The organism is Rhodoglobus sp. G.S.4 (assembly GCF_056619605.1).
Window position 1 is genome coordinate 1472381 of the sequence record NZ_CM152748.1, and the last position, 24344, is coordinate 1496724.

The 24344-nt window shown below is 58.4% G+C and carries 24 protein-coding genes; all 24 read right to left on the reverse strand.

Going from position 1 to position 24344, the window contains the following annotated elements; genetic code table 11:
• Nucleotide 1: 1 nt before the first annotated feature.
• The 24 genes from AC061P_RS07140 to AC061P_RS07255 all read right to left on the reverse strand — a co-directional run bounded on the left by AC061P_RS07140 (nucleotide 2) and on the right by AC061P_RS07255 (nucleotide 24310).
• Complete coding sequence (locus AC061P_RS07140; RefSeq protein ID WP_449646710.1) at nucleotides 2–1528, reverse strand: anthranilate synthase component I; 1527 nt, start codon at nucleotides 1526–1528, stop codon at nucleotides 2–4.
• On the reverse strand, nucleotides 1521–1898 hold the full coding sequence (gene hisI / locus AC061P_RS07145; protein ID WP_449646711.1) for a phosphoribosyl-AMP cyclohydrolase: 378 nt from the start codon (nucleotides 1896–1898) through the stop codon (nucleotides 1521–1523). The genes AC061P_RS07140 and hisI overlap by 8 nt, the downstream gene beginning before the upstream one ends.
• Nucleotides 1895–2647 carry an imidazole glycerol phosphate synthase subunit HisF gene (hisF, locus tag AC061P_RS07150; protein WP_449646712.1) on the reverse strand — a complete coding sequence of 251 codons (753 nt, stop codon included), beginning with the start codon at nucleotides 2645–2647 and terminating at the stop codon, nucleotides 1895–1897. Before hisF ends, hisI begins: the two co-directional genes overlap by 4 nt.
• A gap of 2 nt (nucleotides 2648–2649) precedes the next feature.
• On the reverse strand, nucleotides 2650–3492 hold the full coding sequence (hisG, locus tag AC061P_RS07155) for an ATP phosphoribosyltransferase (protein ID WP_449646713.1): 843 nt from the start codon (nucleotides 3490–3492) through the stop codon (nucleotides 2650–2652).
• A 42-nt stretch (nucleotides 3493–3534) separates the two neighbouring features.
• The gene (locus tag AC061P_RS07160) at nucleotides 3535–3798 is read right to left on the reverse strand and encodes a phosphoribosyl-ATP diphosphatase (protein WP_449646714.1); all 264 of its coding nucleotides are present in this window, start codon (nucleotides 3796–3798) and stop codon (nucleotides 3535–3537) included.
• Between the two features lie 61 nt (nucleotides 3799–3859).
• Nucleotides 3860–4234, reverse strand: coding sequence for an FKBP-type peptidyl-prolyl cis-trans isomerase (locus AC061P_RS07165; protein WP_449646715.1), 375 nt, complete (start codon nucleotides 4232–4234; stop codon nucleotides 3860–3862).
• 36 nt (nucleotides 4235–4270) lie between these two features.
• Nucleotides 4271–4933, reverse strand: coding sequence for a ribulose-phosphate 3-epimerase (rpe, locus tag AC061P_RS07170; RefSeq protein ID WP_449646716.1), 663 nt, complete (start codon nucleotides 4931–4933; stop codon nucleotides 4271–4273).
• Between the two features lie 13 nt (nucleotides 4934–4946).
• The gene (locus AC061P_RS07175) at nucleotides 4947–6311 is read right to left on the reverse strand and encodes an RsmB/NOP family class I SAM-dependent RNA methyltransferase (protein ID WP_449646717.1); all 1365 of its coding nucleotides are present in this window, start codon (nucleotides 6309–6311) and stop codon (nucleotides 4947–4949) included.
• On the reverse strand, nucleotides 6308–7228 hold the full coding sequence (gene fmt, locus AC061P_RS07180) for a methionyl-tRNA formyltransferase (protein ID WP_449648176.1): 921 nt from the start codon (nucleotides 7226–7228) through the stop codon (nucleotides 6308–6310). Before fmt ends, AC061P_RS07175 begins: the two co-directional genes overlap by 4 nt.
• A gap of 54 nt (nucleotides 7229–7282) precedes the next feature.
• Nucleotides 7283–9259, reverse strand: a complete 1977-nt coding sequence (locus AC061P_RS07185) for a primosomal protein N' family DNA-binding protein (RefSeq protein ID WP_449646718.1) — start codon at nucleotides 9257–9259, stop codon at nucleotides 7283–7285.
• A gap of 2 nt (nucleotides 9260–9261) precedes the next feature.
• Nucleotides 9262–10458 carry a methionine adenosyltransferase gene (metK, locus tag AC061P_RS07190; RefSeq protein ID WP_449646719.1) on the reverse strand — a complete coding sequence of 399 codons (1197 nt, stop codon included), beginning with the start codon at nucleotides 10456–10458 and terminating at the stop codon, nucleotides 9262–9264.
• A gap of 29 nt (nucleotides 10459–10487) precedes the next feature.
• On the reverse strand, nucleotides 10488–11687 hold the full coding sequence (gene coaBC / locus AC061P_RS07195) for a bifunctional phosphopantothenoylcysteine decarboxylase/phosphopantothenate--cysteine ligase CoaBC (RefSeq protein WP_480390791.1): 1200 nt from the start codon (nucleotides 11685–11687) through the stop codon (nucleotides 10488–10490).
• Between the two features lie 11 nt (nucleotides 11688–11698).
• On the reverse strand, nucleotides 11699–11959 hold the full coding sequence (rpoZ, locus tag AC061P_RS07200) for a DNA-directed RNA polymerase subunit omega (RefSeq protein WP_009772249.1): 261 nt from the start codon (nucleotides 11957–11959) through the stop codon (nucleotides 11699–11701).
• Complete coding sequence (gene gmk / locus AC061P_RS07205) at nucleotides 11952–12881, reverse strand: guanylate kinase (protein ID WP_480390792.1); 930 nt, start codon at nucleotides 12879–12881, stop codon at nucleotides 11952–11954. Before gmk ends, rpoZ begins: the two co-directional genes overlap by 8 nt.
• Nucleotides 12881–13723 (reverse strand): orotidine-5'-phosphate decarboxylase, encoded by an 843-nt coding sequence (gene pyrF / locus AC061P_RS07210; protein ID WP_449646722.1) that lies wholly within the window; start codon nucleotides 13721–13723, stop codon nucleotides 12881–12883. The genes gmk and pyrF overlap by 1 nt, the downstream gene beginning before the upstream one ends.
• Nucleotides 13716–17030 carry a carbamoyl-phosphate synthase large subunit gene (carB, locus tag AC061P_RS07215; protein ID WP_480390793.1) on the reverse strand — a complete coding sequence of 1105 codons (3315 nt, stop codon included), beginning with the start codon at nucleotides 17028–17030 and terminating at the stop codon, nucleotides 13716–13718. Before carB ends, pyrF begins: the two co-directional genes overlap by 8 nt.
• A complete protein-coding gene (carA, locus tag AC061P_RS07220) occupies nucleotides 17030–18169 on the reverse strand; it encodes a glutamine-hydrolyzing carbamoyl-phosphate synthase small subunit (protein WP_449646724.1) in 1140 nt (379 codons plus the stop codon). Before carA ends, carB begins: the two co-directional genes overlap by 1 nt.
• Nucleotides 18159–18659, reverse strand: coding sequence for a PH-like domain-containing protein (locus AC061P_RS07225; protein WP_449646725.1), 501 nt, complete (start codon nucleotides 18657–18659; stop codon nucleotides 18159–18161). The genes carA and AC061P_RS07225 overlap by 11 nt, the downstream gene beginning before the upstream one ends.
• A complete protein-coding gene (locus AC061P_RS07230) occupies nucleotides 18652–19977 on the reverse strand; it encodes a dihydroorotase (protein WP_449646726.1) in 1326 nt (441 codons plus the stop codon). Before AC061P_RS07230 ends, AC061P_RS07225 begins: the two co-directional genes overlap by 8 nt.
• A 58-nt stretch (nucleotides 19978–20035) precedes the next feature.
• On the reverse strand, nucleotides 20036–20983 hold the full coding sequence (locus AC061P_RS07235) for an aspartate carbamoyltransferase catalytic subunit (protein WP_480390794.1): 948 nt from the start codon (nucleotides 20981–20983) through the stop codon (nucleotides 20036–20038).
• On the reverse strand, nucleotides 20980–21507 hold the full coding sequence (gene pyrR / locus AC061P_RS07240; RefSeq protein WP_449646728.1) for a bifunctional pyr operon transcriptional regulator/uracil phosphoribosyltransferase PyrR: 528 nt from the start codon (nucleotides 21505–21507) through the stop codon (nucleotides 20980–20982). Before pyrR ends, AC061P_RS07235 begins: the two co-directional genes overlap by 4 nt.
• A gap of 78 nt (nucleotides 21508–21585) precedes the next feature.
• A complete protein-coding gene (locus tag AC061P_RS07245; RefSeq protein WP_449646729.1) occupies nucleotides 21586–22461 on the reverse strand; it encodes an ABC transporter permease in 876 nt (291 codons plus the stop codon).
• Complete coding sequence (locus AC061P_RS07250; protein ID WP_480390795.1) at nucleotides 22424–23464, reverse strand: aliphatic sulfonate ABC transporter substrate-binding protein; 1041 nt, start codon at nucleotides 23462–23464, stop codon at nucleotides 22424–22426. The genes AC061P_RS07245 and AC061P_RS07250 overlap by 38 nt, the downstream gene beginning before the upstream one ends.
• A gap of 33 nt (nucleotides 23465–23497) precedes the next feature.
• Nucleotides 23498–24310 (reverse strand): ABC transporter ATP-binding protein, encoded by an 813-nt coding sequence (locus tag AC061P_RS07255; protein ID WP_480390796.1) that lies wholly within the window; start codon nucleotides 24308–24310, stop codon nucleotides 23498–23500.
• Nucleotides 24311–24344 lie beyond the last annotated feature (34 nt).

The window sequence follows — 24344 nt, forward strand, 5'->3', positions numbered from 1 at the left end:
ATCACGAATTCAGCCGCCGCATCGCATTGGCCACCGCGACGGCGCGCAGTGGAGCCGCCGCCTTGTTCTTAGCTTCCTGATGTTCAGCAGCAGGGTCCGAGTCGGCCACCAGACCAGCGCCAGCTTGCACCCGCGCCATACCATCGACGATCGTGACCGTGCGAATGGCGATCGCGAGATCAGCATCTCCAGCGAAGTCGAAATAGCCAACCACTCCCCCATACACGCCGCGCTGAGCAGGCTCGAGCTCGTCGATAATCTCCAGCGCGCGGGGCTTGGGCGCCCCAGAAAGCGTTCCTGCCGGGAACGTGGCACGGAATACGTCGACGGCTGAAGCATTCGGCGAAAGGTCGCCCTCAACTGACGAGACCAAGTGCATGATGTGGCTGAAGCGTTCCACCTGCATAAACTCGGTGACGGCCACAGTGCCGGGAATACAGACCTTCAAAAGGTCGTTGCGAGCCAAATCGACAAGCATGAGGTGTTCTGCGCGCTCTTTCGTATCGGCGAGCAACTCTTCAGCAAGTTCGAGGTCGTGTTCAGTGTCCACTCCGCGCGGGCGCGAGCCAGCGATCGGATGCATGTGCACCCGTTTTTGCGACACCTTGACGAGCGCTTCGGGGCTGGCCCCGACAATCGAGTATGGGCGACCAGAAACATCGACCAAGGAAAGCAGGTACATGTATGGCGATGGATTGAGCGTACGGAGCACTCGATAGACGTCGAGAGGACTCGCACTAAGTTCGTGATCGAAACGCTGCGAGATGACGACTTGAAATACGTCACCTTCACGAATGAACTCTTTAGATTTGGCGATGGCCTGCGCATACTCATCAGGAGTGGTTCGAGGAATTGGGATCGGCTCAATCTCGATGTCGACCTCTGCGAGATACGCTTCGGTCGGTCGAGCAAGCCCAGTCTGCAAAACGTCGAGTCGAGTTTGCGCTTCCGTCCACATCGTCGCGGAATCAAGATTTCCATCGTTGAGCGCCGTGGATATGAGCAACACTGTGCCATTGCGGTGGTCGAGCACAACGAGATCGGAAACGAAGCTCAGTGCTTGGCTCGGAACATCGAAATCGGCGGGCGGAGCATCCGGAAGGTTCTCTAGCTGTCGGATCGCTTCCCACCCGATAAAGCCAACGAGGCCGCCGGTGAGAGGCGGGTGGCCGGAAACTCTTGGTGTCTTCCATCGTTCGTTGAGGTGCGCTAGAGCCTCTAGCGGGGCTGTGGGGCAATCGTTGCCGAGAACTCTCTCCCTCGACAAGCCGTAGTCGATCCACTCAACGGACTCTTCGTTGTGCGTAAGCACACCAAAGCTCGCTACGCCGACGAACGAGAATCGAGACCAAATGCCACCCTGGCCCGCCGATTCAAGAAGAAAAGTACCTGGCTTGGCCTGCGCAAGTTTGCGGTACACGCCCACTGGCGTCTCACCGTCAGCAAAGACTTGACGGATGACCGGAACGACCCGGTTTCCTACCGCTACGAGGCGCTCAAATTCCGCGTGGTCTGTCGTGCTATTCATTAGAGAATCCCTGAACGGGAACGAGCGGGTCGACCTCGAAGCAGGAGTGAGTTCCGGTGTGGCACGCCGGTCCGACCTGCTCGACACCTACGAGAAGTGCATCTCGGTCACAATCGAGGGCTGCCGTCCGAACGAACTGAAAGTGGCCGCTGGTATCACCCTTGCGCCAAAGTTCTTGCCTGCTTCGGCTATAGAAAGTCACTCGACCCTCAGTCAATGTGCGGGTCAGTGCTTCCGCATTCATATAGCCAAGCATGAGTACCTCTTTGGTATCCCACTGCTGAATAATTGCCGGCAGCAGGCCGTCAGGCGCGAACTGTGCCCGCTCAAGAACATCGCTAATCGTCGCCAGGGTGAGTTCGTCGCTCATCGCGTAACCAATCCATGATTTCGAAGTGACTCTTTAACATCGCCGACAGTCAGTTGGCGATTGTGGAACACGGATGCCGCAAGCACGGCATCGGCACCGGCGGCAATTGCCGGGGCGAAGTGCTCCACAGCACCGGCACCACCACTGGCGATGACGGGCACTGTCGCAAATTCGCTAATCGCCGAGACCAACTCAAGGTCGAAACCCTGTTTGGTGCCATCTGCATCGATGGAGTTGACGAGCAATTCGCCTGCACCACGGTCCATTGCCTCGCGGGCCCAGTCGATCGCATCTCGATCGGTCTCAGTCCGACCACCGTGCGTGGTCACGATCCAGCCATCGCCGCGGCGTTTAATATCGAGACTCAATACGAGTACTTGAGCACCAAAACGTCGCGCAATGTCATCAATGAGCTGCGGTCGAGCGAGCGCTGCACTATTGACGCCAACTTTGTCTGCGCCATGGGCAAGAAGCTTGGAGACGTCGTCGGGTTCCCTGACTCCCCCACCAACAGTCAGTGGGATGAAGATCTGTTCCGCTGCTGAACGGACAACGTCGTACATCGTCGCGCGACCTTCTACCGTCGCCGTGACATCCAAGAAGGTCACTTCGTCAGCGCCCTGGTCGTAATAGCGGCGGGCGAGCGAAACGGGATCTCCTGCGTCTCGAAGATCCTTAAAGTTGACGCCTTTGACGACCCGGCCGTCGGCGACGTCGAGACACGGAATGACTCGGACTGCGACAGCCACGACTAAATCCTCGCAGCGTGGATGGTGCTGACGAGAATCGCGCGTGCGCCAACGGCGTAGAGCTCGTCCATGACGTGGTTAGTGTCGGTGCGTCGAACCATCGAGCGCACTGCAACCCATTCGGGATCCTGCAACGGAGAGACTGTAGGGCTCTCGATACCGGGAGTCACTTGCGTAGCGGCGTCAAGAAGTCGAACAGGAACGTCGTAGTCGATCAGCACATACTGTCGAGCCACAAGAACTCCCTGAAGGCGGCGCTGAAGGGTGGCGACACCATCTCCGGATGCCGTGCCGGAGCTAATGAGAACGGCGGTGGAATCGAGGATGACCGGTCCGAAGATTTCGAGGCCCTGAGCGCGCAGCGTTGAGCCAGTGGACACGACGTCGGCAACGGCATCCGCTACTCCAAGGCGGATCGCGGACTCGACGGCACCATCGAGGCCTACGAGCTCTGCCTTTACTCCGTGACGCTCAAGAAACGCACCAACGAGTCCTGCGTAGCTGGTGGCTACCCTCACTCCATTGAGATCGGAGAGTTCAGAAAAGCGGCCGGGCGTTCCGGCGAAACGGAAGGTGGATCCCCCAAAATCAAGGCTCGCAATTTCAACAGCAGGCGACTGCGAATCCAAAAGCAAGTCTCGGCCAGTGATCCCAACGTCGAGAGCGCCGGATCCAACATAGGTAGCGATGTCGCGGGGGCGGAGGTAAAAGAACTCAACGCCATTGCGTTCGTCACGTACGTTCAGCGCGCGGGGGTCCCGGCGACCAACATAACCAGCTTCCGACAGCATTTCGGAAGCGGTATCACTCAGTGAACCCTTATTGGGCACTGCAACTCTTAACATGTCAACTCTCAGTCAGTTCGCGCGAAAAGGGGTGTGTTGGCGTCAGAGATGTCGCCACACGTCGTCGGGCGTTAGCCCCTTGGCGACCATGAGAACCTGGAGGTGATAGATCAACTGAGAAATTTCTTCAGCAGTCTCTTCGTCAGACTGGAATTCGGCGGCCATCCATACTTCAGCGGCCTCCTCAACGATCTTCTTGCCGATCGAGTGCACTCCAGCATCGAGCAAGGCTACCGACCCTGACCCTGCTGGGCGTTCGACCGCTTTGCGGCTTAGTTCTGCAAAAAGTTCGTCAAAGTCTTTCACAGGTCAAGGGTACCGCCCCGAAGGACGGTCCCCTGCCGTTTTGCGAGATGCAGCTCTGGAGCTAGTTCGTGCCGAGAAGGTCGATCACGAAGGTCAACGTGCGACCAGACAACTGGTGTCCTCCACCAGCGGGGCCGTATGCCAAGTGAGGAGGGCAAATGAGCTGACGACGTCCGCCAACTTTCATCCCGGGGATACCTTCTTGCCATCCGCTAATGAGAGACGTGAGAGGGAAGTTGATGGACTGTCCGCGGCTCCATGAAGAATCGAACTCCTCGCCGGATTCGAAATCTACGCCCAAGTAGTGAACGTCAACGGTGGCACCCGCAGTTGCTTCGGCTCCGGTTCCTTCTTCAATATCAATAATGACAAGCTCAGTGGGCGCTTGGCCCTCATAGAACTCGACCTCTGGCTTAGTTTTTCCTGAATCGCTCATAGGACTAGTCAACCAGACCCGATCGCTTGCCGGCGACTAATGACGGTGTGCGGCTGCCCGTTCGCGCAGTTCTGACACTCGAAGTGATGGATCGGATCCACGATAAACGGATGACCCCGCAACAAAAGTGTCCGCACCAGCCGCAGCGGCAATTTCGATGGTTTGTTCATCGACCCCTCCGTCGACTTCCAACCACACATCGAGGCCACGCTTATCGACGAGTTCACGCAACTGGCGCAATTTGGGCATCGTCTCTTCCATGAAACTTTGCCCACCAAAGCCAGGTTCAACGGTCATCACTAGTACCTGATCGAATTCCTCAAGAAGTTCGAGATACGGCTCGATCGCCGTCCCCGGTTTAACCGCGACACCAGCACGCGTGCCCTGAGATCGGAGCGTGCGCGCGAGCGCAACAGCATCCCTAGCGGCTTCGGCATGGAAGGTGACCGCAAAAGCACCCAAGTCTGCATAGTCGGGAGCCCACCGTTCTGGGTTCTCAATCATGAGGTGAATGTCGAGCGGGATCGGCGACACCTGCTGGATTCGTTCAGTCATCTGTAGCCCAAACGTGAGATTAGGCACGAAATGGTTGTCCATGATGTCAACGTGAACCAGATCGGCGTTCGAGATGCGAGAAATGTCACGCTCGAGATTGACAAAATCGGCGGCGAGGATGCTGGGACTAATGCGTACTGACATAGCGAGAGCCTATCTAGGAGTCAGCCTTCACGAGCAGCTGAATGAACATGGCGTCGGTACCGTGACGGTGCGGCCACAACTGGACATGGGTGGCATCCGGGAGATCGAGCTCATGTACCGTGACTGTGCGAATTACCGCAGGAGTGTCCATTTTGGTCACATTCGGAACTTTGCGAAGCACAGACCCGACAATCGCTTTCGTCTCAGCAGCGTGAGGCGAACACGTCACATAAGCAAGCACGCCGCCTGGCTTGAGAGCATCGAGTGCCGAATGAAGCAGCGCCGTCTGCAGCGCGCCAAGTTGGGCAACATCACCCGGCTGCTTTCGCCACCGAGCCTCCGGGCGGCGACGTAGTGCCCCAAGACCAGTACATGGTGCGTCGAGCAAGATGCGGTCAAATTGGCCAGGATGTTCGCGGCCAATCTCGACACCATCCTTCTCCCAGACCTCAGGAGGTGAATCGAAAACCGCAAGGGCATTTCGCACGAGCTTTGCGCGGGCAGGAACGAGCTCGTTAGCGGTCAGCTTCGCGCCACCGATGAGCGCCTCTGCGGCAAGCAACGCTGCTTTGCCGCCCGGACCAGCACACATATCGAGCCACGACTCGCCAGCAACGATCGGACGCGCCCGACTCAAAGCCAGTGCAGCCAATTGCGAACCCTCGTCTTGCACACGTGCTCGCCCCGAAGCCACTGCAGTATTCTTGCCAGGGTCACCCTCGCGAAGGGTGCCACCGACCGGCGAATACTCAGCGACCGTCACACCAATCTGAGTGGCATCCGCGAAGCCTGGTAGCGCGACAACGGAAACTCGTGCAGGAACGTTATCGGCAGCCAATAGTCCCTCAAGCTCAGCCTCACGACCCTCGGCAACCAATACCTGACGGAAGGCACGGGTCACCCACAACGGATGCGAATACGCCAGCGCCAGAGCCTCTTCCCCTGACGCAGCCGAACCGATCACTCGCTCACGCCAGACGTCTGGTTCGTGCTTCGTAATGGCACGCAAGACCGCGTTCACAAAACCTACCGCCGAGCGGGAACCGATCGTCTTAGCCAAACGGACCGACTCGTCGACAGCAGCATGCGACGGGATACGCATCGACAACAACTGATGAGTTGCGAGCCTCAGAACATCAAGAACCGGCGGATCAATCTTTGCGACAGCACGACCGGCAGCCTGCTCAATTACCGCATCGTAGTAGCCCTGCATGCGGAGAGTCCCATAGGTCAGCTCAGTGGCAAGTCCCGCATCCGCTGTCGACAGCTTCGCGCGCTCGAGATGAACCGGCAACAACAAGTTGGCGTACGCATCGGACTCGCGCACCGCCATAATGACATCGAGCGCGACTCGACGGGCTGACTGTGCGTAGCTCACGAAGCCACCACCTCTGATTCTGAATTCAGGCCGCGCCACCAGGCTGCGGCATCCATTGCGTTGCGCCCCTCCGGATGAACCCGGAGAAGCTCGATTGGTTCTGAGGCTGTGCCGACAAAAACTTTTTTGCCGACGAAATTGATGTGGCCGATCGGGAGAGCGGGGGTTTCGCGGGCGATCGCCGCGTCAAGTACTTTCAGTCGCTTGCCGTCTACCTGAGTAGATGCGCCGGGCTCAGGGGTGACGCCTCGGATTTGGTTGTGCACGTCTTGAGCACCCTGCGACCAGTCGATACGACCGTCTTCTAAAGTCAATTTGGGGGCAAGTGTGATGTTGCCGGACTGTGGTTCGGCGTGAGCTGTTCCCGCTGCCAAAGAATCGACCACAGTCGAGAGAAGAGTTGCACCGGAGAAAGACAGTTGTTGCAGAAGGGCACCCGCTGTTTGCTGCGCACCGATGGGCTCGGTCATGGTGGCAAAAATATCCCCAGCATCAAGCTTCTCAACAAGTTGGAATACAGTCGCGCCGGCGACCGTATCGCCGCCCATAATGGCTCGTTGAACTGGCGCGGCCCCTCTCCACTGAGGAAGCAGCGAAAAGTGCAGGTTGATCCAGCCAAGGCGGGGAATGGTCAACACGTGCTTGGGGACTAGTCCTCCATAAGCAACGATCACACCGAGGTCCACATTGAGCGCCTCAATTGACTCACTCGCCGTGTCGTCAAGGCGGTTTGCCCGGATAACCTCGACTCCGGCCTGTTCCGCTCGAGCGGCAACAGGCGTCGGGGTCATCACACGACGGCGCCCCTGAGCAGAGTCAGTCCGCGTGAGCACTGCAGCAACCTCGTGCTTGCTCTCTAGCAGCGCGTCAAGACTGGGTACAGCAACGTCGGGGCTACCGGCAAAGAGGAGTCGCAACGAAGTCATCCACCAATTCTCTCGTGAAAATACGGAAGCTTTCGCACTCTTGCTTTATAGATCCACAAATGGTTCGAGATCGTCAAGGTGAACACGCAGTCCGGGTGGTGGCTGGCTCGCTCGTGGCACACCCGGTTTGCGGTTGCTGCGCGACACTGTTGTGGCCGCGATAACGAGGGCCTTGAGTTGTTCGGCAATCGCCGAACCGGCCTTGTAATCGAAACGGATGATCGTGCGAACCACCCCGTCTGCAAGATCCACTGGCCCAAGAACATCAAGCGGTTCGACGTGCAGCTTCTCGATTGCGTCAGTGATGAGATCAACCTTGCCGGTGAGGGTGGCGACACGAATCGCCGGCGGAAACCTCAACTCTCGGCGGTCGGCAAGCTCAGAACTGGCAAAATCCTCTTGACGCCACGTCACCAACGCGGTGGCCAGCGAACCACCAACCCCAACGATCACAGCTGGAGCACCGTCGGCGGCCAGCGAGATGGCGTTCGACCACCAGCGGAGACAATCCTCCGATACCCTCAAGCTTTCGCGGGCGAGCATCCCGGCACCGTCAAGGAGAAGCACCGCACGGTAGCCGCCCGCGGCGACAGGCTCAGCACCCCGAGTGGCAATGACCAATGATGGTTCAGACGAGACCGTGAGCACTTGGTGATCGCCGTCTGCCACGATCACGCGATAGCCCGGAAACGCTCGGCCCAGTTCATCAGCCGTGCGGGCGCTGCCCGAGCCGACCATGCGCAATCGCGTCCCGTCACATTCACGACAGCGCCACTTCACGGCTAGCGCTCCACACCAGACGCAGCTTGGGGTCGCTGAAGCCGAACGCTGCGCAAGCGGGCCGGCGCAAGTTGTGCACCGCGCTGACTGTGCACAATCAGTACAGGCAAGCCGTGGCGCATAGCCAGGGCGCGCGACCTGCACAAGAACTGGGCCCTCATCGAGACCGGCACGCGCCGCCTTCCACGCCGACGACGGGATGCGGGCTATCGCCGCCAGTCGATCCTGACTTTCCTGATTCGCCGAAGGGATTACCTTCGGTGGACGGATTCCCCCGGGATTCAGTGAGACAAGCCAGCCGACTTCGACGAGTCGCTGAACTTCTGTGCTGCGGGAGTGGCTCAGAAACACCAAGGCGCACTGTTGCTGCTCCTGACGAAGCAGCGCGGCATCCCGCGTATGGATGTATGGCGAAAGATTTTCGCTGTAGAGCGAATCGCCGTCATCCCAGATCACGATCAATCCCAGGTTTTTCGCCGGGGCGTACACCGCAGATCGGTTGCCGACGATGACATACGGAGAGTCGTCGTGGGTTCTCAAGAAGTTTCCGTAGCGACGCTGCACGCTCTGGCGCGCATCCAGCCTCAGAATTCGGTCGTCCGGGATAAGCGCAGCAACGGCAGCCTCAAGCTGCTCCTGATCACGAAAATCTGGCGTCGCCAGAATCGTTGTCGAGCCACGAGCGAGCGTCTGAGCGGCCAACTCAGCCATCGTTACAGCCCACCGACCAACCCACGTGCCTGGAGAAACTTCAACGACCCCGGTGGGAGCCGACAGCGCCGCCCTCTTGTTCGTTGTCAGAAGCGTCGTGACAGATTCTGCGTGGAAATAGGTGACCGGCAGCGGCTGCCCTGAGGGCTCAAACGTCACGGTCGCAGGATCAGGAAGCAATTTTTCGGCGCGAGCGTGGCGCTTCGGAATTCCTAGACGCAACACATCAGCTGCGTTTCCTGCGGCGCGATCTGCTGCAGCGCGAGCGAGCGTCCACACTTCTGGAGATAAGACAGGAAACGGCGAAACAATCGAATCGAGTTCGCTCAACTTGCCGGCGTAGTCGACAGTGTCTGTTAGTTCGACAATCCAACCCTCGACCAAGCGGCCGAGGGTCTTGAGCGGAGCCTTGACCCGAACACCAGCGCGCGCTTCGTGACGAAGATTCTCGGGAATCGTGTAATCGAAAAGCCTGTCAAGTTGCGGCAGCGGAGAGTCAATGAGCACCCGTGCGATGGATGCTTCAGTCATCTCTAGAGCCCGGCGGCCCTGCGAAGAGCCTCAACGCGGTCGAGTCGTTCCCACGTGAACTCGGGAAGCTCACGACCAAAGTGGCCATAGGTAGCCGTCTTGGCGTAGATCGGGCGAAGAAGATCCAGATCTCGGATGATGGCGCCAGGTCGTAAATCAAATACCTCGTGAATCGCACCAAGAATTGCCTCGTCTGAAACGTGGCCAGTGCCGAACGTTTCGACATAGAGGCTCACCGGAGCCGCGCGGCCAATCGCGTAAGCAATCTGGATCTCGAGGCGATCGGCGAGGCCAGCAGCAACAGCATTCTTTGCTACCCAGCGCATGGCATACGTCGCCGAGCGGTCAACCTTCGACGGATCTTTACCGCTGAAAGCTCCCCCACCGTGACGCGATGCCCCACCGTAAGTATCGACAATCACCTTGCGACCAGTGACGCCAGCGTCGCCCTGCGGGCCACCGATCTCAAATCGGCCACTCGGATTAACGATCGACTGCAGGTTCGAAAGATCAAGACCCGAGCTTTCAGCAATCGGGCGAACCACAAGCTCTTCGATCTCCGACCGCAACTGAGCGGTCGAAATGTGAGGCGAGTGCTGCGTCGAGAGAACAACAGTCTCAATGCTGCGCGGGATGTCGCCCTCGTAACCGACGGTGACCTGTGTCTTGCCGTCCGGCCGCAGATAATCCACGAGACCGAGCTTGCGAACTTCCGCAAGCCGCTCAGCCATCCGGTGGGCAAACCACACCGGTGCTGGCATCAACTGAGGAGTTTCGATCGTGGCGTAGCCAAACATCACGCCTTGATCGCCGGCGCCGAGAACATCAAGTTTGTCGCTCGAGTGTCCCTCGCGAGTCTCCAATGCGACATCTACGCCCTGAGCAATATCGGGCGACTGAGCGCCAATCGAAATTGACACGCCGCACGATCGGCCGTCAAACCCTACTGCTGAAGAGTTGTAGCCGATCGCTGAGATGCGATCTCGAACGATTGCCGGAATGTCCGCATAGCCGGATGTCGTAACCTCACCGGCAACATGAACAAGACCAGTCGTGACGAGTGTCTCAACCGCAACACGAGCGTTGGGGTCTTCCTCAAGCAGTGCATCAAGAATGCTGTCGCTGATCTGGTCACAGATCTTGTCGGGGTGTCCCTCGGTAACGGACTCCGAGGTGAAGGTGCGCAGGGGCGAAGTCATAAGCCGTCTCCGGTAGTGATGAATGGATGTCAGCGGGCTGCGAACACAAGATCCAGAATGCGGTGGGCCACCGACAACTTGCTTCCGCTTGCCTCGCCCACTCTATCTCCGGCCGTGTTGATCACGACGACAGTGTTACTGTCTGTGGCGAATCCTTCGTTCCAACCCACACGGTTGAGAACAAGAAAATCGCAGCCCTTTCGGGAAATTTTTGCTCGCCCCAGTTCGACGAGAGCGTCATCGTCAGGTTCAGTCTCAGCGGCAAAGCCAACGATCACCTGATCGCGAGTTCGGTTGCTCGCCAGTCCACGCAAAATGTCAGGATTCTCTTCCAATCGGAGTTCAAGAGTGCTCGAATCGCTGCGCTTCTTAATCTTGGACTGAGCGGTCTCCGCTGGCCGATAGTCGGCAACAGCGGCTGCCATCACCACAAGATCGGCGTGTACAGCCTCGGCAACAACCGCCGCCTGCAGCTCTAGCGTCGAACCGACTTCAATAAAGTGAACACCGGGAGGGGCAGAAACCTCAAGATTGGCTCCGATAAGCGTGACGGATGCACCGCGCGCCGCCGCCGCGGACGCCAACGCAACCCCCTGCTTTCCACTCGAACGATTACCAATGAATCGCACCGGATCGAGAGGTTCACGGGTGCCACCAGCAGTAACGAGCACCGTGCGACCGGCGAGATCGTGAGAGGAAACCGCCAACTCCAAAGCAGCAGAAACTATGTCGCTTGGCTCCGACATCCGACCGGGTCCGCTATCGGTGCCAGTCAATTGACCTGATTCCGGGCCAATGATGTGGATGCCGCGCGACCGCAGCGTCTCAATATTGGCAACGGTGGCCGGATTGAGCCACATTTCAGTGTGCATGGCCGGAGCGATGACGAGTGGTGCGGTGCTCGCCAAAATAGTGTTGCCGAGAAAGTCGTTGGCCTGACCGGTGGCGATTTTTGCGATCGTGTTCGCTGTCGCTGGCGCAACGATGATCAGATCGGCTGCTTTCCCGACTGCAACATGGCGAACTTCGTCAACGCCCTCGTACAGGTCGGTGTTGACCGGGTTGCGACTTATCGCCTCGAGCGTGGGGATTCCCACAAAGCGCAGAGCATTGCTCGTCGCAACAACATGGACATCGTGGCCAGCGAGCACAAGCTCGCGCACAACGGAGACAGCCTTGTAGGCAGCGATTCCGCCAGAAATTCCGACGACTACGTTGAGCGCGGTCACCGAAGTGGGTTCTATTCGCCGCTGAGGCGCTTGAGTTCGAGCTTGTTCTCGTTGATCTCGTGAAGAGCAACCGAGAGAGGCTTGTCTTCGATCGTGGAGTCAACGAGGGGTCCGACGTTGTCGAACAGGCTTCCTTCGTGAAGGTCTGCGTAGTAGTCGTTGATCTGGCGAGCACGCTTGGACGCGAAGATTACCAGCTGGTACTTCGAGTCAACCTTCGACAGCAGTTCGTCGATGGGGGGATCAATGATGCCCGAGTTCTTGTCAACCATGGGGGTGCTCCTTGGAGTCGGAAGTGGTCGCGCCAGCGGGCGCATCCATCAATTCTACGACTTCTTGAGCCGCTTGGCTTACTTCTGTGTTCACGACTTTCACATCGAACTCTTCTTGAGCCGCCAACTCGACCTTTGCGGTCTCTAATCTGCGCGCCTGTTCGGCCGCATCTTCGGTGCCGCGGCCAATCAATCGGCGAACCAATTCTTCCCAAGTGGGAGGCAGAAGGAAGACCAATAATGCCTCAGGCATGACCGAACGCACGGAGCGCGCACCTTGCAGATCAATCTCCAGGAGAACACGCTTTCCCGCAGCGAGAGCAGCATCGATTGGCGGACGCGGCGTGCCGTAACGGTAGGAATTGTGCACGATTGCCCACTCGAGAAGCTCATTACCGGCGATCATGGCGTCGAACTGTTCATCACTAACGAAGTAGTAATGAACTCCGTCAACCTCTCCCGGGCGGGGCTTTCGTGTCGTCGCAGACACGCTAAGCAAAACGTCGGGATGATTTTCCCGAATGTAGCTCGAGACAGTACCTTTGCCGACGGCTGTTGGACCAGCGAGCACGACGAGACGCGTGGGTTCCGGACCTTGACGATCGGAAAGGTACGCGGCGAGTCGGTCTCGCTGTTTCGGACCGAGACCACCGACGCGCTTACGCTCGGCAATAGCCAAATCTTCCATCACTGATTCAACCCTTGTCGGTCCCAACGAGGGAACACTGAGCAAGAGCTCGCGAACCAACAACCGAGCCTCAGGGCTATCTGGACTTGACCACGCTGTGCGTGCAACGCTCAGAGCGGTTCGTGCGCGCTCGGCAACTTCCCGTTTGACCGATGCGCGAGCTCGGCGGGCAGCAATCGCCGCGCGCGATGCAGCAGCTCTATCGACTGCTGGGGGTTCCGGGCGAGGTCCCATCAGCGCACCTGCTCACGAAGTTGAGAGCGTAACGAACGCAATTCGGAGGGAATCTGGCTCGCTCCCTCTTGGAGAACGCTTCGCGAGACCGTGACAATAGTGTTCACGACCGCTGGACCGTATAGTTCTCGCGCTTGCTCAACCAATGCTCCTTGAGCGCCAAAACCCGGGGCCAGTACCGGCACATCGATCAACTCTTCAACTCGCATGCCGTAGTCGGCGACGTTCACCGTTGCACCAACAACAACACCAAACGAGCCCAACCCGCTCTCCGAGTTGAGAGCACGAACATCTCGAACAACGCTGGCCGCAACCGTTGCGCCCTCATGCTCACCCTCAACAATGCGAGCAGATTGGATGCTCAAAGCTGAAGCGTTCGATGTCGCCGCAAGTACGAAAATCCCTTTGCCAGCGTTGCGTGCCAACTCAAACGGTCCTGAAAGTTCTGAAACGCCCTGGTACGCGACAGCCGTCATTGCATCAGCTTCCAGAGGAGATCCCGGAGTGAGCCACGCTTGCCCATACGCCTCTACCGAAGACGAGAGATCGCCACGCTTGACGTCGGCGATGACAAGCATTCCGGCCGAACGTGCCAAAGCGAAGGACTCTTCGAGCACCGCATAGCCGGCAGATCCAAAGCGCTCGAAAAATGCCACCTGTGGTTTGATCATTCCTACGTTGCCTGCTGCAGCATCCACCGCACGAAGCGCAAATTCGCGAACACCGTGCACATCATCGGAAAGCCCCCAACTCTCGAGCAAGAACGGGTGGGGGTCAACCCCCATGCAGACTCCCCCGAATTCCTCGAAGGTTTGCTCTAGTCGTGACGCGAAGCTAGGCATTGTTAGCAACTTTCTCCAGCTCGGCAGCGCGATCGAGGGCGTAATCCTGGAGAGAGCGAACATCGAAGCCATCACGGATGGCCTCAAACGAAGCTACCGCCGCCGCAAGTTGGGCCATGGTTGTGAAGATCGGTTTGTCGGCGGCGACCGTCGCTGTGCGGATTTCGTAACCATCGGCACGCGCGCTGCGGCCGCTTGGCGTGTTGATGACGACATCCACCTTGCCTTCGTTGATCATCTCCACGATCGACGGTTCCGCAGCGTCAACCTCTTGACCCATGAAGTATTTTCGCACCACTTGAGCCTCGATGCCGTTGCGCGCGAGAATTTCGGCGGTGCCTTCGGTGGCGAGAATCGTGAAGCCAAGCTGGCTGAGGCGCAGCACCGGCAGGATGACGGCTCGCTTGTCACGGTCAGCAACCGATACGAACACCGATCCGCTGTCGGGTAATCCACCATAAGCCGCCTCCTGGCTCTTGGCGAAGGCCTTCGGGAAGTTGGAGTCGATTCCCATGACCTCACCGGTCGAGCGCATCTCTGGGCCAAGAACGGAGTCAACAACCTGACCCTCAACCGTGCGGAAGCGGCGGAATGGCAACACTGCTTCTTTCACCGAGACCGGCGACGTCGATGGCACTTGCGAGCCATCGAGAATCGGCAGTAGGCCGCTATCGACGAGCGAACGGATGCTCGAACCGGCCATCACGAGAGCGGCAGCCTTCGCCAGCGGGATACCGAGTGCCTTCGATACGAAGGGAACGGTACGACTCGCGCGAGGGTTGGCTTCGAGCACATAAAGGATGCCCTGACCGATCGCAAACTGCACGTTCAGCAGACCGCGCACGCCGACGCCTTCAGCGATGGCGAGTGTTGCTTCGCGCACGCGATTGAGCACGTCGCGGCCAAGAGTGACCGACGGAAGGGTGCATGCAGAATCGCCGGAGTGAATACCGGCTTCTTCGATGTGCTCCATGATTCCGCCGACGTAAAGCTCAGTACCGTCATAAATTGCGTCGATGTCGATCTCGATCGCGTCATCGAGGAAGCGGTCAACGAGCAACGGTGAGCTCGGCGAGATGATCACAACGTCGCGCACCCGTTCGAAGTAGTCGGCGAGAGCTTCGGAGTCATAAATGATCTCCATGCCACGCCCACCAAGCACGTGCGAGGGACGAACGAGAACCGGGAACCCGATGTGCTCTGCGATCTCAATCGCTTCGGACTGGTTAGTGGCGGTGCCGTTCTTTGGTGCGAGCAGTCCAGCGTTGTCGAGAATCTCCGAGAACAACCCGCGCTCCTCGGCAAGGTCAATCGCCTCTGGTGTCGTTCCGAGGATCGGGATGCCTGCATCCTTGAGTCCCTGAGCGAGACCCAGAGCTGTCTGGCCGCCGAGCTGCACGATCACTCCGAGGAGTTCACCACTCTTGCTCTCTGCATGGATGATCTCGAGCACATCTTCGAGGGTGAGGGGCTCGAAGTAGAGCCGGTCACTCGTGTCGTAGTCAGTCGAGACCGTCTCGGGGTTGCAGTTGATCATGATGGTCTCGTAGCCCGCATCGGAGAGGGCGAACGAGGCATGAACACACGAGTAGTCGAACTCAATACCCTGGCCAATACGGTTCGGTCCCGAACCAAGAATGATGACCTTCGTCTTGTCGCTCGGGGCAACTTCAGTCTCGGAGTCGTAGCTGGAGTAGTGGTACGGGGTAAGTGCGGGGAACTCGCCGGCACAGGTATCGACCGTCTTGAAGACGGGACGTACGTTCAGGCCCCAGCGAAGATCGCGAATTTCTGCCTCGGTGGAACCACGAAGGTCAGCAATCTGCACGTCGCTGAACCCATGATTCTTGGCGTGAGTGAGCAGGGCAACAGTCAGCTTTTCTGCTTCGGCAATGTCAATTGCGACCTCGTTGATTAGCGCGATCTGGTCGATAAACCACGGGTCGATTTTGGTGGCATCGAAGACCTCTTCGGTCGTGGCGCCGGCGCGCATGGCCTGCTGCACCGTAACAATGCGACCGTCAGTAGCGATGGCCGACAGGGCAAGCAATTCCGTCTTGTCACCCACTTGACCGTTCCAGTGGAAGCTTGAATCTCGCTTCTCTAGTGAGCGAAGCGCTTTTTGCAGGGCCGTCGAATAGTTGCGACCGATTGCCATGGCCTCACCGACCGATTTCATGGTGGTCGTGAGGCGGGTGTCTGCCGCCGGGAACTTCTCAAACGCGAACCGCGGAACCTTGACCACGACGTAGTCGAGGGTCGGCTCGAAGCTTGCGGGGGTGACCTTGGTGATGTCGTTTGGGATTTCGTCGAGACGGTAGCCGATGGCGAGCTTGGCCGCGATCTTTGCGATCGGGAATCCGGTTGCTTTCGACGCGAGTGCGCTCGAGCGTGATACCCGTGGGTTCATCTCGATGACAATCACACGACCAGTCGCGGGATCGATAGCGAACTGAACGTTGCAGCCACCAGTGTCGACCCCAACAGCACGGATGATGTCGATGCCAATGTTGCGAAGGTTCTGGTACTCACGGTCTGTCAAAGTGAGCGCCGGCGCGACTGTGATCGAGTCACCGGTGTGAACACCGACCGGGTCAACATTCTCAATCGAACACACGACAACAGTGTTGTCTGACGTGTCGCGCATGAGCTCGAGCTCGTACTCTTTCCAGCCCAGGATGCTCTCCTCGAGCAGCACCTCGGTAGTTGGACTCTGGTGCAAGCCGTCGGTGACCATGCGGATCAGTTCCTCGCGAGAGTACGCAAACCCCGAACCGAGACCGCCCATCGTGAAAGAGGGGCGGATCACGAGTGGATATCCAAGATCCTCGGCGAACTCAACCGCCTCCGTAACTGTACGAGCGATGTACGACTTTGCGACGTCTGCCCCACAGTCGATCACGAGCTGCTTGAAAATCTGGCGGTCTTCTCCGCGGTTGATCGCTTCGAGGTTCGCGCCGATCAGCTCGACGTTGTACTTTTCGAGGATGCCGTGAGCGTCGAGCTCGATAGCCGCGTTGAGCGCCGTCTGGCCGCCGAGGGTCGGGAGCAGAGCATCCGGACGCTCCTTGGCGATGATCGACTCGATGACTTCCCACGTGATGGGCTCGATGTAGGTTGCATCGGCGAAATCGGGGTCGGTCATGATCGTCGCGGGGTTCGAGTTGACCAGGATGACCCGGATGCCCTCCTCGCGCAACACTCGACAGGCTTGTGTTCCCGAGTAGTCAAACTCTGCTGCCTGACCGATAACGATCGGGCCGGAACCGATGACCAGTACCGAGGAAATGTCTTGTCTCTTGGGCATTACTTGCTGTCCTTTGCGTTCTCGAGAACAAGGTCGCGGAACCTGTCGAAAAGATAGTTGGCATCGTGGGGGCCAGAGGCCGCCTCGGGGTGGTACTGAACTGAGAAGGCGGGGATGTCGAGCGCTCGAAGGCCCTCGACCACGTTGTCATTGAGGTTGACGTGGCTTACTTCGACGCGACCGAAGCCGGCCGGTGACTGGCTGATCACACCGACGGGGGCGTCAACCGCGAAGCCGTGATTGTGAGAAGTGATCTCAGTGCGGAGTGTGTTCACATCGACAACTGGTTGGTTGATTCCGCGGTGACCGAATGGCAACTTGTAGGTTCCGTACCCGAGGGCTCGGCCCAAAAGTTGGTTTCCGAAGCAAATTCCGAAGAACGGAAGTCCCTTCTTGAGGACGTCGGTGAGGAGGGCGACATGATCATCCGATGCAGAAGGGTCGCCGGGCCCATTCGAATAGAAGACTGCGACCGGGTTGATGGCGAGCAGCTCATCGAAAGTGACCGTCTGTGGCAGCACGTGCACTTCGAAGCCGCGCTCCGCCAAGAATCTCAGGGTGGATGTTTTCACACCGAGATCAAGCACGGCGAGACGCCCGATGCTGTCGCCGATCGCGTCGACGACATAGCTTTCAGCGGTGGACACCTCGGATGACAAGCTTCGGCCGGTCATCTGCGCTGTGCTGTTCACTGCGGCGAGCTGATCTTCGTGACTCAACTCAGCGTCAGCACCGGAAAAGATTCCGCCGCGCATTGACCCAGAATCACGCAAGCGCCGGGTGATCGCCCTAGTATCGACACCGCTGATGCCCACGATTGACTGCTCGGTGAGCTGGTCATCGAGGGAACCGTTTGCGCGATAGTTGGAAACAACGCGGCTAGCGTCGCGAACGACAAAGCCCGATACCCAGATGCGCGAGGACTCAGGGTCTTCGTCGTTAACCCCGGTGTTGCCAATATGCGGCGCCGTCATCACGACGATTTGTCCGGCATAGCTCGGGTCGGTGATCGTCTCTTGGTAACCGGTCATCCCTGTGGCGAACACGACTTCGCCAAGACGCTGGCCGCGGGCACCGTATGCCTGTCCGAGATAGCGAGTGCCATCTTCCAGTACGAGCACTGCTGCTTCAAAGGTCATGGGGCTGCCTCTCATTGCTGATGACACCGGCGAGGGCTTGTTCACAGGCCTCGGGGTCATCCATTCGGAAATAACTATCGACTGCTGTGCCATCGAGCGTCCACTCGATCACCTGCAATCCGTTGTTCTCGACGACACGGTCGATCGTCAAAGATGCCCGCGAAATGCCGCGCACGTCGGCGCGCGGTATCCACACATCGCGTTCGCCAGTGCGGAACACCGCGACGCCGTGGGGGTGCACCTCGATGCTGCAGTTGCCGCGGAAGCCCAGCGTGTGAACGGCAACACGATTGAGTTGATCTCCGCCGAGCGTCGTCGACACATACTTTCCCGTGAAGCTCGGGTGCGTGCCAGGCAAATCTGCTGGAGGCAGCTGGGGAACGCTGATGTGCGATTGGCGACGCTTGCGCGCGAACCACCCGGCAACCATCAGCCCCAGGAGTAGCGCGAGGAAAGCGACCACGATCAGCGTTGACACATCTTTAGACATTGTTGGCCTCCACGGTGGCAAGTCGCGCGCTCCGAGCAACTTCATCACTATCAACCAATTCGCCATCCCTCACGGTTTCATACCCGTTATGGATCGTAGTGAGCACGCGGCCGGGAAGCGTGCGCCCCAAATACGGCGAGTTCGTGCTCTTGCCGCGCAACGATTCGGTACTGAACGTCGATCGTGCACTCGGGTCAATCAGCACGAGGTTCGCTGGCGAGCCGAGCGCAAACGGAACCTGATAGCCGTCGAGACGCCCGATCTGTGCCGGCGCCTGTGAGAGTACGCGCGCGACATCTGCCCATGTCAACTGACCGGTATCGACAACGGCCTCTTGCACAACGTTCAGCGCTGATTCGAGACCGACCATTCCAAACGCTGCCTCTGCCCACGAACACTCTTTTGCCTCGGGAGGATGCGGAGCATGATCGGTAGCAACAATGTCGATGGTTCCGTCGGCGAGAGCCGCTCGTAACGCGTGCACATCCTCATCACGGCGAAGCGGCGGATTCACTTTGAATCGAGCGTCGTAGCCACGCACAAGTTCGTCTGTCAGCAGAAGGTGATGCGGTGTGACTTCTGCCGTTACCGCAATGCCGCGGGCTTTCGCCCACCGAATGACGTCAACCGAACCTGCCGTTGAGAGGTGACAAATGTGAAGCCGTGCTCCGACGTGCTCAGCGAGCAGTACATCGCGAGCGATGATCGACTCTTCGGCAACCGCCGGCCACCCGGCGAGACCAAGCTCGCTCGATACAGCGCCCTCGTTCATTTGGGCATCCACTGTCAGAGTCGGCTCTTGCGCGTGCTGAGCAACAACTCCATCAAACGTCTTCACATATTCAAGCGCTCGGCGCATGAGAAGCGCGTTGTGAACGCACTTGCCGTCGTCGGAAAAAACCCGGACACCCGCACGCGAGTTCGCCATGGCACCAATCTCAGAGAGTGTCGTGCCGCCAAGGCCCTCGGTGACAGCGCCGATGGGGCGCACTGTGGCATAGCCGTGGGTATCGCCCAATGACTGCACTTGCTCTACTACTCCGGCAGTGTCTTGCACCGGCATGGTGTTTGCCATAGCAAAGACGGCGGTAAAGCCGCCGATAGCCGCTGCCCGCGTGCCTGACAAGACGGTTTCGCTCTGTTCAAAGCCAGGTTCACGAAGGTGGGTGTGGAGGTCAACCAGACCTGGCAAGGCTTGAAGTCCCGAAGCATCAATGGTGCGATCCGCAGTGCTGTCGTCGGTAAAAACGCCCCGGTCAATGGTGAAGTCGGTGCGCTCGCCACTAGGCAAAGTTGCGTTGACAATTCTTATACTCAAGAGAGTCCTCTTCTCTGGGGTACTACACGGACGTCGGTGACAGAGGCTAGTTCTTCACTCATCGCTCTACAGCTCCGGACAGCAAGTGATACAGCACCGACATTCTCACTGAGACGCCATTTCTGACCTGATCGAGCACTGTCGACTGCGGCGAATCTGCCGCCGCAGCGGAGATTTCTAGACCGCGGTTCATCGGCCCAGGATGCATAACCATGCTACTGGCTGGAAGTGCACGCATTCGTTCGTCGTTGAGTCCCCACTGCTTCGAATATTCGCGAGCATTAGGAAAGAATGCGGCAGCCATTCGTTCACCCTGAACTCGCAACATCATGATGACATCTGGGCCCTGGGCAATCGCGTGATCGAGGTCATAGGACACTTCAACAGGCCATCCGCTGAGGTTCACCGGCAAGAGCGTGGCCGGGGCAACGAGAGTGACGTGCGCTCCGAGCGTTGTGAGTAGCCAGACGTTCGACCGGGCTACCCGAGAATGCACAATGTCGCCAACAATGGTGACGGTGACGCCGTCGAGATCCCGTCCGCGAGCGTTCGCACCATGAAGTCGGCGCCGAATGGTAAACGCGTCAAGCAACGCTTGAGTGGGATGCTCGTGGGTTCCGTCGCCAGCATTGACAATGCCGGCATCGATCCATCCGCTGTCAGCGAGTGTTTTAGGCGCTCCAGATGCCCAATGACGAACGACCACAGCATCAGCCCCCATGGCGGCAAGAGTCTGAGCGGTGTCTTTGAGGTTCTCCCCCTTAGATACGCTCGAGCCCTTGGCGGCGAAGTTGATCACATCGGCACTGAGCCGTTTCGCTGCCGCCTCGAAGGAGATACGAGTGCGAGTGGAGTCTTCGAAGAACAGGTTGATGACGGTCTTGCCGCGGAGAGTAGGCAACTTTTTGACCTCACGCTCGCCAACAGCCGCCATGTCTTCGGCAACATCGAGAATCGCGATGGCTTCGTCACGTTGCAGACCCTGCGTTGTCAGTAGGTGCCTCATCCGATCGTCACCTCATCAGTGCCGTCGATTTCTTCCAGGCGCACATTAATGCGTTCTTCCATTGAGCTCGGAAGGTTCTTCCCTACGAAGTCAGCGCGAATCGGGAACTCACGGTGGCCACGGTCAACAAGCACAGCTAATCGGACCGCTCTCGGTCGCCCTAGGTCACCCAGCGCATCAAGAGCAGCGCGAATTGTTCGGCCTGAGTAGAGAACGTCGTCAACGAGCACAACCGTCTTACCGTCGATACCGCCACCGGGGATGTCTGTCGGGCCAGTTGCGCGAGTGGGATTCTGAGCAAGGTCGTCGCGGTACATCGTCACGTCGAGCGCACCGGCGGGAATAACCGCAGAGTCGACGGAGTGGATGATCGTCGAGATTCGCTTCGCGAGAGTTACACCGCGGGTAGGAATACCGAGAATGACGAGATCGTCTGAACCGCGATTGGACTCAAGAATCTCGTGGGAAATACGAGTCAACGCTCGGGTGATATCAGCATGCTGCAGCACTGTGCGTACAGGCATTCTGACCTCCTTCCCCGCCTCTCTGGACGGAATTTAAAGGAAATCTGTTTCACCGACTATAGCGTGCTCACAACAGACTTATGAACCCCAGCGCTTGAGAAGGAAACGCTCAAGCAAGCCCACAAGGCTGTCGGTGGTCTTGCCAAGCACACCAAGCAGAATGATCGTCAAGAACAATCGATCAATCCGACCATTGTTCTGTGAATCAACCAGCAAATAACCGAGTCCCAAAGACGCTCCTAGCAGCTCGCCCGCCACCAGAAATAACCACGCCTGCGCCAGAGCAAGCCGCAGCGAAGAAATAACTGCAGGCACCACCGCTGGCAGCTGAACGAGACTCAGGAGGGCCGGGCCGGAGTAACCGTAGCTACGACCCAATTCCACTAGGTGAGCATCCACATGTCTGAGAGCGGACGCGACCGTTGTATAGACAGGAAAGAACGCGCCGATCGCAATCAAAACAACTTTGGAATCCTCGTTGTAACCGAGGTAGAGCCCGAGGAGCGGAACCCAAGCCAGCGACGGGACTGCACGGAGCGCCCCCAACGTCGGGGCAAAAAAATCAGAGACGCGAGCGGACAATCCGACAACGGCTGCCAATGCCAAACCAACAATTGAGCCCATCGCGAAGCCAAGGATCACCCGTTGCGTCGAGATAGCAACATGCTGATAGAGCACTCCACGCTCGTAGAGATCTACGCCCGCTATCCAGACACTGAGGGGTGTTGGCAGTCGATAGCTCGCTACCACGCCGGAAGTCGCAATGATTTGCCACAGCACGATTAACGCAACAGGAACAACCGCACCCAGAATCATTGAGCGCACCAAGCGACGTCGGCGCTGTGGCGCTGCGGCAGAGATCGCCGGAACGGCCTCGACGTGGTTCACGTCGGGCCGCTCCAACACGCTTGAATCGTTACTCGGCGACACGGCTCGGATCCGCAGCATCGACATATGTGGTCTCGAAGAGTGAGGCGAGTGCATCGTCAATCTGTGATTGCGCAGCAACAGCACCAGAATCCACGAAAATTGGACCGATTATGTTCAGCACATCGAGCTGCTTCTGGCCCGGCGCGGGATCGATGGCAAGGTTGGTGCGCTCCAGCAGCACCGAGTTGGCGATGGGAAGATCAATACCCGCAACATCAGCGAAAACCGCTGCAGCATCATCGGGGTTATCTGCGGCCCACTGCCGAGCCTTCTCGTAAGCATCCACTACGAGTTGGGCGAGATCAGGGGACTTCTCGAGAAAACTTTCCGTCGCATTCAAGAACCCGTAGCTGTTGAAGTCAGGATTGTCATAGACGATGCGCGAACCCGCATTGACGACGGATGCACTCATCAGCGGATCAAGACCAGCCCACGCATCCACAGCACCCGATTCCAACGCCGTCTTACCGTCAGCGTGTTGAAGCTGGGTGATCGTAACTTCATCAAGGCCGATACCGAATTCTGCGAGAGTTTGAAGCAAGAAGAAATAGGGGTCGGTTCCCGCATTGGCTCCGATGTTCTTACCGCGCAGGTCCTCAGCCGATTGAATAGGCGAATCCGCGGCAACGACAATAGCGGACCAGTTTGGTTGCGAGTACACATCAACCGTTTTGATCGGTGAACCATTAGCCCGCGCCAGCAGTGCTGCTGAGCCAGCAGTCGAACCGATGTCAAGAGCTCCGGCGCGGAGAGCATCGTTCGCCGCTGCGGAACCGGATGACTGGATCCAGGTCACCTCGACATCATCGCCCAGGGTGTCTTCAAGCCAGCCCTCTTCCTTGATGATGAGACTCAGAGGGTTGTAGGTAGCAAAGTCAACATCGAGGTGGTCACTGCTCCAGCCACCGTCGTTGTTTGCAGCCTCCGGAGACAGTGCGGAACCTTCACCGGCAACACAGCCAGAAAGGCCAAGCGTCAACGCAACTGCGCCAGCGGCAAGGGGAGAAAAAAGTGAACGGCGAGACATGATTTCCTTCGTGGGTGAGTAAAGAAGCGGGGATTAGTGGGAACTGAGATGGTGGGTGGGAACCCCGAGGCCTTCAAGTAGTTCGGCCCGAAGTTCGGCAAGATCTCCGCTGCCGCGATCTCGAGGGCGCACACCGGGGACAGTGACAGTGGCCCTGATACTCGAGCCCTCGTGTGCGGTGTCACTACCGACCGCACCAAGCAAAATGACGCGATCCGCTAAGTAGAGCGCTTCATCAACATCGTGAGTGACGATGACGATAGTGGCGGGTTCAGCAGAATGAAGCTCGAGAAGCAGATCTTGCATCGAGAGCCTCGTTAGCGCGTCGAGCGCTCCGAAAGGTTCGTCGAGAAGGAGCACGCCTGGCCGGCGGGCGAGAGCTCGCGCGAGAGAAACTCGCTGCGCCATTCCCCCCGAGATTTCCCGCGGGCGAAGCTGTGCAGATTCAGACAGTTTGACAAGCTCGAGGAGGTCAGCGACCCGATCGCTATCGTCGCTCGTACGCTTGCCGCGAGGAAGCCCGACCTCGACATTTCGTTTGATCGAACGCCACGGAAGCAAACGAGGCTCTTGAAAAGCAATTGCCGAACGCGCGTCAAGACCGGTAACGGGTGCACCGCCGATGCTGATTGCGCCACCGGTTGGTGAATCCAATCCACCGATATGGCGCAACAGCGTTGACTTGCCGCAGCCAGAGGGCCCGATGAGGGCAACAATATCTCCGGCGCTGATGTCGAGATCGATGTTGTTGAGAACACGGCGCTCGCCAAACCTTCGCGAGAGATCGCGAATAGTGACGGACAGCGCATCGGCTGCCGTGCTGCGGCGGGGGGATGAAGAACTCATCCCTGAACGCTAGAACTCCTCGGCGACAATGGCG

What these genes read in the sequence shown, in the direction of transcription:
- AC061P_RS07140 (WP_449646710.1), bottom strand. Translation starts at nt 1,528, where the DNA reads ATGAATAGCACGACAGACCACGCGGAATTTGAGCGCCTCGTAGCGGTA.
- hisI (WP_449646711.1), bottom strand. Translation starts at nt 1,898, where the DNA reads ATGAGCGACGAACTCACCCTGGCGACGATTAGCGATGTTCTTGAGCGG.
- hisG (WP_449646713.1), bottom strand. Translation starts at nt 3,492, where the DNA reads ATGTTAAGAGTTGCAGTGCCCAATAAGGGTTCACTGAGTGATACCGCT.
- AC061P_RS07165 (WP_449646715.1), bottom strand. Translation starts at nt 4,234, where the DNA reads ATGAGCGATTCAGGAAAAACTAAGCCAGAGGTCGAGTTCTATGAGGGC.
- rpe (WP_449646716.1), bottom strand. Translation starts at nt 4,933, where the DNA reads ATGTCAGTACGCATTAGTCCCAGCATCCTCGCCGCCGATTTTGTCAAT.
- AC061P_RS07185 (WP_449646718.1), bottom strand. Translation starts at nt 9,259, where the DNA reads ATGACTGAAGCATCCATCGCACGGGTGCTCATTGACTCTCCGCTGCCG.
- metK (WP_449646719.1), bottom strand. Translation starts at nt 10,458, where the DNA reads ATGACTTCGCCCCTGCGCACCTTCACCTCGGAGTCCGTTACCGAGGGA.
- rpoZ (WP_009772249.1), bottom strand. Translation starts at nt 11,959, where the DNA reads ATGGTTGACAAGAACTCGGGCATCATTGATCCCCCCATCGACGAACTG.
- gmk (WP_480390792.1), bottom strand. Translation starts at nt 12,881, where the DNA reads ATGGGACCTCGCCCGGAACCCCCAGCAGTCGATAGAGCTGCTGCATCG.
- pyrF (WP_449646722.1), bottom strand. Translation starts at nt 13,723, where the DNA reads ATGCCTAGCTTCGCGTCACGACTAGAGCAAACCTTCGAGGAATTCGGG.
- carB (WP_480390793.1), bottom strand. Translation starts at nt 17,030, where the DNA reads ATGCCCAAGAGACAAGACATTTCCTCGGTACTGGTCATCGGTTCCGGC.
- carA (WP_449646724.1), bottom strand. Translation starts at nt 18,169, where the DNA reads ATGACCTTTGAAGCAGCAGTGCTCGTACTGGAAGATGGCACTCGCTAT.
- AC061P_RS07225 (WP_449646725.1), bottom strand. Translation starts at nt 18,659, where the DNA reads ATGTCTAAAGATGTGTCAACGCTGATCGTGGTCGCTTTCCTCGCGCTA.
- AC061P_RS07235 (WP_480390794.1), bottom strand. Translation starts at nt 20,983, where the DNA reads ATGAGGCACCTACTGACAACGCAGGGTCTGCAACGTGACGAAGCCATC.
- pyrR (WP_449646728.1), bottom strand. Translation starts at nt 21,507, where the DNA reads ATGCCTGTACGCACAGTGCTGCAGCATGCTGATATCACCCGAGCGTTG.
- AC061P_RS07245 (WP_449646729.1), bottom strand. Translation starts at nt 22,461, where the DNA reads ATGTCGATGCTGCGGATCCGAGCCGTGTCGCCGAGTAACGATTCAAGC.
- AC061P_RS07250 (WP_480390795.1), bottom strand. Translation starts at nt 23,464, where the DNA reads ATGTCTCGCCGTTCACTTTTTTCTCCCCTTGCCGCTGGCGCAGTTGCG.
- AC061P_RS07255 (WP_480390796.1), bottom strand. Translation starts at nt 24,310, where the DNA reads ATGAGTTCTTCATCCCCCCGCCGCAGCACGGCAGCCGATGCGCTGTCC.